General features: G+C 45.2%; 7 protein-coding genes, 1 tRNA gene and 2 pseudogenes (1 of these 10 cut by a window edge). All 10 read right to left on the reverse strand.

All coding sequences use genetic code 11. The annotated features are described in order from the left end of the window. Positions 1-49: transfer RNA gene (locus B3180_RS09440), tRNA-Lys, on the reverse strand; it reaches 231 nt to the left of the window's first position. Between the two features lie 131 nt (positions 50-180). Continuing rightward, positions 181-939 (reverse strand): tol-pal system protein YbgF, encoded by a 759-nt coding sequence (ybgF, locus tag B3180_RS09445; protein ID WP_199493043.1) that lies wholly within the window; start codon positions 937-939, stop codon positions 181-183. Between the two features lie 21 nt (positions 940-960). Beyond that, the gene (pal, locus tag B3180_RS09450; RefSeq protein WP_054486859.1) at positions 961-1,497 is read right to left on the reverse strand and encodes a peptidoglycan-associated lipoprotein Pal; all 537 of its coding nucleotides are present in this window, start codon (positions 1,495-1,497) and stop codon (positions 961-963) included. Positions 1,498-1,548: 51 nt separating this feature from the next. Then, complete coding sequence (tolB, locus tag B3180_RS09455) at positions 1,549-2,898, reverse strand: Tol-Pal system beta propeller repeat protein TolB (RefSeq protein WP_054486857.1); 1,350 nt, start codon at positions 2,896-2,898, stop codon at positions 1,549-1,551. A gap of 11 nt (positions 2,899-2,909) precedes the next feature. Then, a complete protein-coding gene (gene tolA, locus B3180_RS09460; RefSeq protein WP_278358323.1) occupies positions 2,910-3,827 on the reverse strand; it encodes a cell envelope integrity protein TolA in 918 nt (305 codons plus the stop codon). A 2-nt stretch (positions 3,828-3,829) separates the two neighbouring features. Then, entirely contained in the window at positions 3,830-4,258 is a 429-nt protein-coding gene (gene tolR / locus B3180_RS09465) for a protein TolR (RefSeq protein ID WP_054486855.1), read from the reverse strand. Beyond that, positions 4,255-4,965: pseudogene (gene tolQ, locus B3180_RS09470) on the reverse strand (protein TolQ). The gene tolR and the pseudogene tolQ overlap by 4 nt, the downstream one beginning before the upstream one ends. A 3-nt stretch (positions 4,966-4,968) precedes the next feature. Beyond that, positions 4,969-5,379 carry a tol-pal system-associated acyl-CoA thioesterase gene (ybgC, locus tag B3180_RS09475; protein WP_278358322.1) on the reverse strand — a complete coding sequence of 137 codons (411 nt, stop codon included), beginning with the start codon at positions 5,377-5,379 and terminating at the stop codon, positions 4,969-4,971. Between the two features lie 398 nt (positions 5,380-5,777). Next, a complete protein-coding gene (gene ruvB / locus B3180_RS09480) occupies positions 5,778-6,797 on the reverse strand; it encodes a Holliday junction branch migration DNA helicase RuvB (RefSeq protein WP_054486848.1) in 1,020 nt (339 codons plus the stop codon). Between the two features lie 9 nt (positions 6,798-6,806). After that, a pseudogene (locus B3180_RS09485) lies at positions 6,807-7,095 on the reverse strand (Holliday junction branch migration protein RuvA); the annotation flags it as partial.

Here is a 7,095-nt window from a genome sequence, read left to right on the forward strand (position 1 = left end):
CGACCAATTGATTAAAAGTCAACTGCTCTACCAACTGAGCTAACAACCCAACGCCAATTTTGCTGCCGTTTCTGCTTGGCAACGGCGGCATAGTTTACTGAAATAGTGCGCGTATGCAACTGAAAATTGAAAAAAACCGTGCAACTGCTCAATTCACGAACACATGTTGCTCAGTTGTTACTAATTAAGGCGCTGTTTTGCCAAATTAGCTTCGGTACTATCTGGGTATTCTTTGACCACTTGTTCATAATAAGCCTTAGCATCTGCCGACTTATTCTGTTCACTAGCTATAGCACCTAGTTTCAGCAAGCAGTCGCCACGCTTATTACTATCCGGGTAATCGTTTACAACAGTCTCAAATTGCTGTTTCGCTTCGTTGTATTCACGTTTTGCAAAAAACAACTGCCCGAGCCAGTAATGCGCATTTGCCGCATAGGTCGAATTTGGGAAGTTTTTAAGAAAGGACTGAAATGCGGGTATCGCATCATCATAACGTTTATCTTCAAGAACTAATGCAATAGCCTTGTCGTAAGCGTCATTCTCACTCAAGTTTGGAGAATAGCTGCTGCCGCCTGTTTGTGTAGGAACCTGCTCTAGATCGTCATAGTTGCCAGTCACTTCATTACTCTGACTATTGTTCTGCTTCAAATTACTGAAGCGACGATCAATTTCCTGATACAGCTCGCGCTGGCGCTCTAAAAGTTGCTCCAGACGATACTCATGCTCTTCGGTTATGCCTCTTAACTCAGCAACATCTTGCTGCAGAGAGCCTAACTGATTCAGCATTTTAAGCTGAGCGTCTGAGCGAGCTTCGAGCATACGCTCAATTTGCTCGAGACGTTGCTCAACATCACCTGAAGAAGACAACCCAGAAACAGGTGCCTGAGCCATAACAGCCCCAGGCACACACAAACATACAGCTAACAGCGTTTTTCTCATGTACTATCCGCTTTTCTTAGATTAGTAAACTAAAACGGCACGACGGTTTTTGGCGTATGCACGTTCGTTTGATTCGTTTACCATCGGCTTCTCTTCACCATATGACACAGTAGAGGTTTGAGAATCCTGAACACCTAAGTTATGCAGGTAGTTTTCAACCGCTTGAGCACGACGCTCACCCAACGCAATGTTGTACTCAGGTGTACCGCGTTCATCGGTATGACCTTCAATAACAACTTTTACAGACGGGTTTTTCACTAAGTAGTCAGCGTGAGCTGACAACAAGTCAGTGTATTCTGACTGGATGTTAGATTTGTCAAAAGCGAAGTAAACGATGTGTTCTTTACGTAACGCTTCCATTTTCTCTTGACGCTCTTCTTCCATCGTTTTAGCGCGCTCTGCTGCTCCAGTTTGAACACCGGAGTCTTGCTCAGCTTGTTGATTGGTCTCTTGACCTGCACCTGCACCTGAATCAGTTTCTTGATTTGAGCTACAAGCGGCCAGAGTTGCCATTGGTACAACGATTGCCAGAGCTTTAAAAAGTTTATTAAGCTGCATCCTTTTCGTCCTTATCGTTTTATCGAACAATTTAACCATTCAGGCTGTGTTTTACATGTATGGCGACCAAGCCGGTGACTTCACTTCACCATCGGTTGCCGGTAACCGTGCTTTAAAACGCCCATCGATAGAAACCAATGCCAGTACTTGTTTGTTATTATGCGTTGTACTGTAAATAACCATACTGCCATTTGGTGCCACACTGGGTGACTCATCTAATGCCGTTTTTGTTAAAACTTGCATATTCCCACGCGGGAATTCTTGTTTAGCGATATGGTAGTTGCCTCGTGTTCTGTTAACTAAAACCATATCCTTGCCAGACGGTACTATTGTACCACCTAAATTCTGTTCACCTTCAAAGGTTAACCTACGAACCTGGCCTGATGATAAATTTACGCTATATAACTGTGGTCTGCCACCTCTTTCTGAGGTGAAAATTAAGGATTCACCATCAGGCGTCCAGTTAGGCTCTGTATCAATCGTACGATTACGAGTGATACGTTGCAAGTCCTTCGTATTAATATCAAATACATAAAGCTCAGGATTACCATCCTTTGATAACACCATAGCTAATTTTTTACCATCTGGCGAGAAAACCGGACTCCCGTTAATACCCGGAAACGACGTTGTCTTTTCCCGACGGGTGGTGTAGATGTCCTGTATGAATATTTCTGCCGTTTTGTTCTCAAAGCTGACGTACGCAAGCTTGTTTCCATCAGGAGACCAGGACGGTGACATGAGAGGCTCCGGACTACGGAGCAGGATTTTCTCATTCGCGCCGTCATAGTCCGCTACTGCCAGTTTATAAGGATAACGGTCTTCGTGATTCACTGTCACATAAGCAATTTTAGTCATAAAGGCGCCGCGTTCACCCGTTAACGCCTCATAAACCACATCGGAAATTCGATGCGCATAAGAACGAAACTGGTCGCCATCGATAACGCTTGAGCGAGAATCGAGAATATGATCATTACTCTGAACTAATTCGCCATTGCGTAACATCTGCGAATTACCGCCAGTAATTTGTCCTCTTAGCACATCAATAACTTCAAACTTAACCATGTAACGATCAACAGAGTATGGCTCTATCGAACCCACTAAAATCGCCTCAACTCCCATTTTCGCCCATGCAGAGTAATCAATGTCGTCATCTGCAGCCGGACGTTGCGGCATGGCGCTTGAAGGAATTGGATTAAACTTACCACTGCGCATCAAGTCAGCCGCAATTACGTCGGTAAGCTCGCTCGGAGCTTCACCTTCGCCCTTCCATTCAAACGGCACAACCGCAATTGGTCGTGCGGTATCAATACCTTCCGTGATGACGATTTCCAATACCCCTGCGCGAGCAAAAGCTGTTAGCGCAACAAAGAGTAATAAGCTGTTAATTAATATTTTTTTCATCGGTCACCTTGTTACAACTGCGGTTTTACAGTCAGTTTAATCGTACTCATTTGTTCATAAATCTCTGGATCTTCAGAAACCGGCAAGGTTGTCGCCTTCAATACCGCGTTCTGGGCTGAGCGACAAACGTTCGCATCGCCACGACCTGTGTCTACTGACTTAACGAACCCACTCGGTGCAACCCTGATAGTCAACTCACAAGACTTACCACGCATCGAGTCATCAACATTCCAGTTACGCTGAATAGTTTGCTGAATAAGTACCTGATACTTTTCAACTTCACTCATCACTTGTTGACGTCGTGCTGCCTGACGCCGGGCTCGTTCTTCTTCCATCTCTTTTTGCAATTGAGCTTCACGCTCTGCTGCTTCACGCTCCGCTTGCTCGCGCTTGCGGCGTTCTTCCTCGCGCTTCCGCCGCTCTTCTTCAGCTCGGCGCTCAGCCTCTTCTGCTTCGCGCCTACGCCGCTCCGCTTCTTTTGCGGCAGCTTCTGCTTTAGCTCTTTCCTGGGCTAACCGTTCCGCTTCTTTTTTCTCTCGCTCAGCCTGCTGTCTCGCTTTTTCAGCTTCCTGCCTTTCCAGCTCTTGCTGACGCTGAATCTCTTTTCTACGCTGCTCTTCTCGCTCACGAGCTTTACGAGCTTCCTCGGCTTGTCTTTCCAGTCTTTCTATTCGACGTTGCTCAGCCGCTTCTTGTTCCGCTTTTTTCTGTCGAATTTTATCGGCCTGTTGCTGTACTTTCGATTTATCAACAGCAACTGCGCTGACAATTTCCTCAGACATGTCGAGTTCGCTTTGATCAAGGTTGACTTCCATCGCTTCAGGCGTTGATGGTGTAAATTCAAAACTGATCAACAACACACCGGCTATCACGGCATGAATCGCAATCGAATATATCAGCGGTAAGGTTAAGCTATCTGATTTTGCCACAACTAATTATCCGACGAATCTGTCATTAAACCGACTGAAGGCACACCAGCTCTTTGCAGTAACACCATCAGCTGCACAATTTGGTTATACGATACCGCACCATCACCGTTCACCATTACGGGTGTATCGGGTTCAACTTGTAAATGTGCCGCAACCAGTGTTGCTAACTCGTCCGCCTGCATAGGCGTGTCCTTGCTATCACCCTGATTGAGGTAATACCGGCCTTCAGCATCAACTGACGCGACGAGTGGCGGTTTACTTTCCTCAGAAAGTGGCTCTGCTGTTGCTTTTGGCAAATCAACCTTAACACCCTGCGTAATTAATGGCGCTGTTACCATGAAAATAATAAGCAGAACCAACATCACGTCGATATAAGGAACCACATTAATTTCCGCAACCGGCTTACGACGCTTGCGCGGCATTACCATCATACCGTTTCGCCCTCTACTTTATTCTTGCCTGCCTGCGCCGAAGACTGACGTTGTAATATCGAGATGAATTCATCAATAAAGTTCATGTATTGATTATCAACTTTTTCAACGGTTGTCGTAAATCGGTTGTATGCAATAACGGCCGGTATAGCAGCGAAAAGACCCATAGCGGTAGCGATAAGTGCTTCAGCGATTCCCGGAGCAACCATAGCTAATGTTGCTTGCTGTACGGCACCTAAAGCGATAAAAGCGTTCATAATGCCCCAAACGGTTCAAAAAAAGCCGATATAGGGGCTGATAGAACCAATGGTCGCAAGAATTCCCAGGTTATTATCTAACTTCTCAGTTTCTCTGGCGTGTGCAACACGCATTGCACGAAACGCACCTTCAAGCATTGTTTGTGTATTTGTCGTTGAATGGTTGCGCAGCCGGGCATACTCTTTAAAGCCGGCATGAAATAATAACTCCATACCTCGCGCATTTTTCGCACGGGCCGAAATTTCCTGATAAAGGCGAGCAAGATCGACGCCCGACCAAAAGCGGTCTTCAAATTTTAGCGCATCGTTTCGTGCTTGCTTCAGCACTTTCTTGCGCTGAAAAATTAGCACCCAGCCCCAGACTGACATCGCCAATAACATTACCATTACCAGCTTTACTAATAAGCTGGCCTGCATGAATAAATCAATAAACGATAACTCTGCTTGCACGCTTTAAACCCCTGACTGAATACGCGAAATTATCGGTTCCGGAATAGCAACAGCACGCATTGCCTGATTATCAATGCAAGCGGCTACAACTGTTGCCTGGCAATGTACTCTGCCATCCTTCGCCAAAACTTTTTGTTCGAAAACCAATGAAGCTTTCTTTATTTGTGTAACTTTTACAGTCACATTCAACTCGGCATTAAACTTTGCTGCCAGTCGTAAATCGAGTTCGATCTTACGAACCACAAAAGCGATATTGTGAGCTAACCAAGTATCCTGTTCAATCCCTAACGATCGTAACCACTCTGTTCGTGCTCTTTCAATAAACTTGAGATAGTTGGCATAATAAACGATACCACCTGCATCCGTATCTTCGTAGTAAACACGAATCGGCCATTCAAAGTCACAATGAGACATTACCACCTCAAGTAAAGTTCCGAAAAGTTACTGTTGTGTAATATTTTGTAAAGAAGCCTTCAAAACTGTCACTGGTCACTTTATCAACAGACTTTTTTTTATGACAGTATTGAAACACAAAAATAACAACATGTTGTTATTTATAAACTTTATTTCATTGTTATAAATATGTTGCGCTTTTTTTAGTCAACAAAAGCCAATTCCAGATTAGTTTTTTTAATTCGAACATCTAATTTTTCTTGTTTGATCAGAATCAGATTAACCTTATAATACTCAGCATATCAAAGACAAAGAGATTGGTTGTCACTTTTTCTGAGATTGTTTATTGAGTAATAGTTCCCTGGATTTAACTTCCTTCTTGTTGTTCTGTTTGCCCGCACATTGTGCGGGCTTTTTTTTTATTTCTCAGGCTTTAACCCAAAATGCTGATAAGCGCGTGGCGTAGCTATCCGCCCTCTGGGTGTTCGTTGTAAGAAGCCTTGTTGAATCAGGTAAGGTTCAAGCACATCTTCAATTGTATCTTTCTCTTCACCTATTGCCGCCGCCAAATTATCTAACCCTACGGGTCCACCGGTAAACTTTTCCATAATGGCTAATAACAGCTTCCGATCCATATAATCAAAACCAGCCTGGTCAACATCCACCATGGTTAAAGCTGCATTTGCAGTGGCTTCATCGACATCACCATTACCTCTGACCTCAGCGTAATCCCGTACTCGGCGCAAAAGTCGATTGGCGATACGAGGCGTACCTCTGGAGCGACGGGCTATCTCCCTTGCGCCTCCATCCAACATTCGGACATTCATAAAGTGAGCGGAGCGCGCTACGATGTCCGTTAATTCATTAACATCGTAAAACTCAAGACGTTGAACAATACCGAAACGATCCCTAAGTGGTGAAGTTAACGCTCCCGCCCGGGTCGTTGCACCAATTAACGTGAAAGGTGGTAAATCCAATTTGATAGAGCGGGCAGCCGGACCTTCGCCTATCATGATGTCCAGTTGGTAATCTTCCATGGCAGGATAGAGAATTTCTTCAACAACGGGACTCAGCCGATGAATCTCATCAATAAATAAAACATCGTGTGCTTCCAGGTTTGTCAATAGGGCCGCCAAGTCTCCGGCTTTTTCAAGAACAGGTCCTGACGTTGTTTTAATGCTGACATCCAACTCGTTAGCGACTATGTTTGCGAGTGTGGTTTTCCCCAACCCTGGCGGACCAAATATCAACAGATGGTCAAGAGCTTCCTGACGTTTACGCGCGGCCTCAATAAAAATGCCCATTTGCTCAACCACGTGCTTCTGGCCGGTATATTCCGCCAAAGCTTTGGGTCGTATAGCACGGTCAACGGCTTCATCTTCACCTTGTACATCCGGCTCAATGAGGCGTTGAGTGGGTATCTGATCGGCTTCAATCATTGGACTTCCTTACGACAGCTGTTTTAGCGCCAGTCGAATCAAGGTCTCGCTATTATGTTCTGCAGAGTACACCTTTTGTAAGGCTTTTTCAGCTTGATTTTCTTTATAACCAAGAGCCTGCAACGCACTCACCGCATCTGCGCGTGCATCTGACGGGTGCTCCCTGGCGTCTGTACCCTGATTATCAGGCGGAGCGCTGTCAGTAAATGGTGTCGCGGGCTGCCAGTCTTTAAGACGGTCGCGCATTTCAATGACTAACCGCTCGGCGGTTTTCTTACCCACACCAGGAAGTTTCACC

The sequence above is a fragment of the Idiomarina sp. UBA4206 genome, assembly GCF_002383015.1.
In the GTDB taxonomy this organism is placed as follows: Bacteria; Pseudomonadota; Gammaproteobacteria; order Enterobacterales; family Alteromonadaceae; genus Idiomarina; species Idiomarina abyssalis.

Excerpts from the sequence above, each read along its gene's own strand:
- ybgF (WP_199493043.1), bottom strand. The coding sequence starts at position 939 with ATGAGAAAAACGCTGTTAGCTGTATGTTTGTGTGTGCCTGGGGCTGTT.
- pal (WP_054486859.1), bottom strand. The coding sequence starts at position 1,497 with ATGCAGCTTAATAAACTTTTTAAAGCTCTGGCAATCGTTGTACCAATG.
- tolB (WP_054486857.1), bottom strand. The coding sequence starts at position 2,898 with ATGAAAAAAATATTAATTAACAGCTTATTACTCTTTGTTGCGCTAACA.
- tolR (WP_054486855.1), bottom strand. The coding sequence starts at position 4,258 with ATGATGGTAATGCCGCGCAAGCGTCGTAAGCCGGTTGCGGAAATTAAT.
- ybgC (WP_278358322.1), bottom strand. The coding sequence starts at position 5,379 with ATGTCTCATTGTGACTTTGAATGGCCGATTCGTGTTTACTACGAAGAT.
- ruvB (WP_054486848.1), bottom strand. The coding sequence starts at position 6,797 with ATGATTGAAGCCGATCAGATACCCACTCAACGCCTCATTGAGCCGGAT.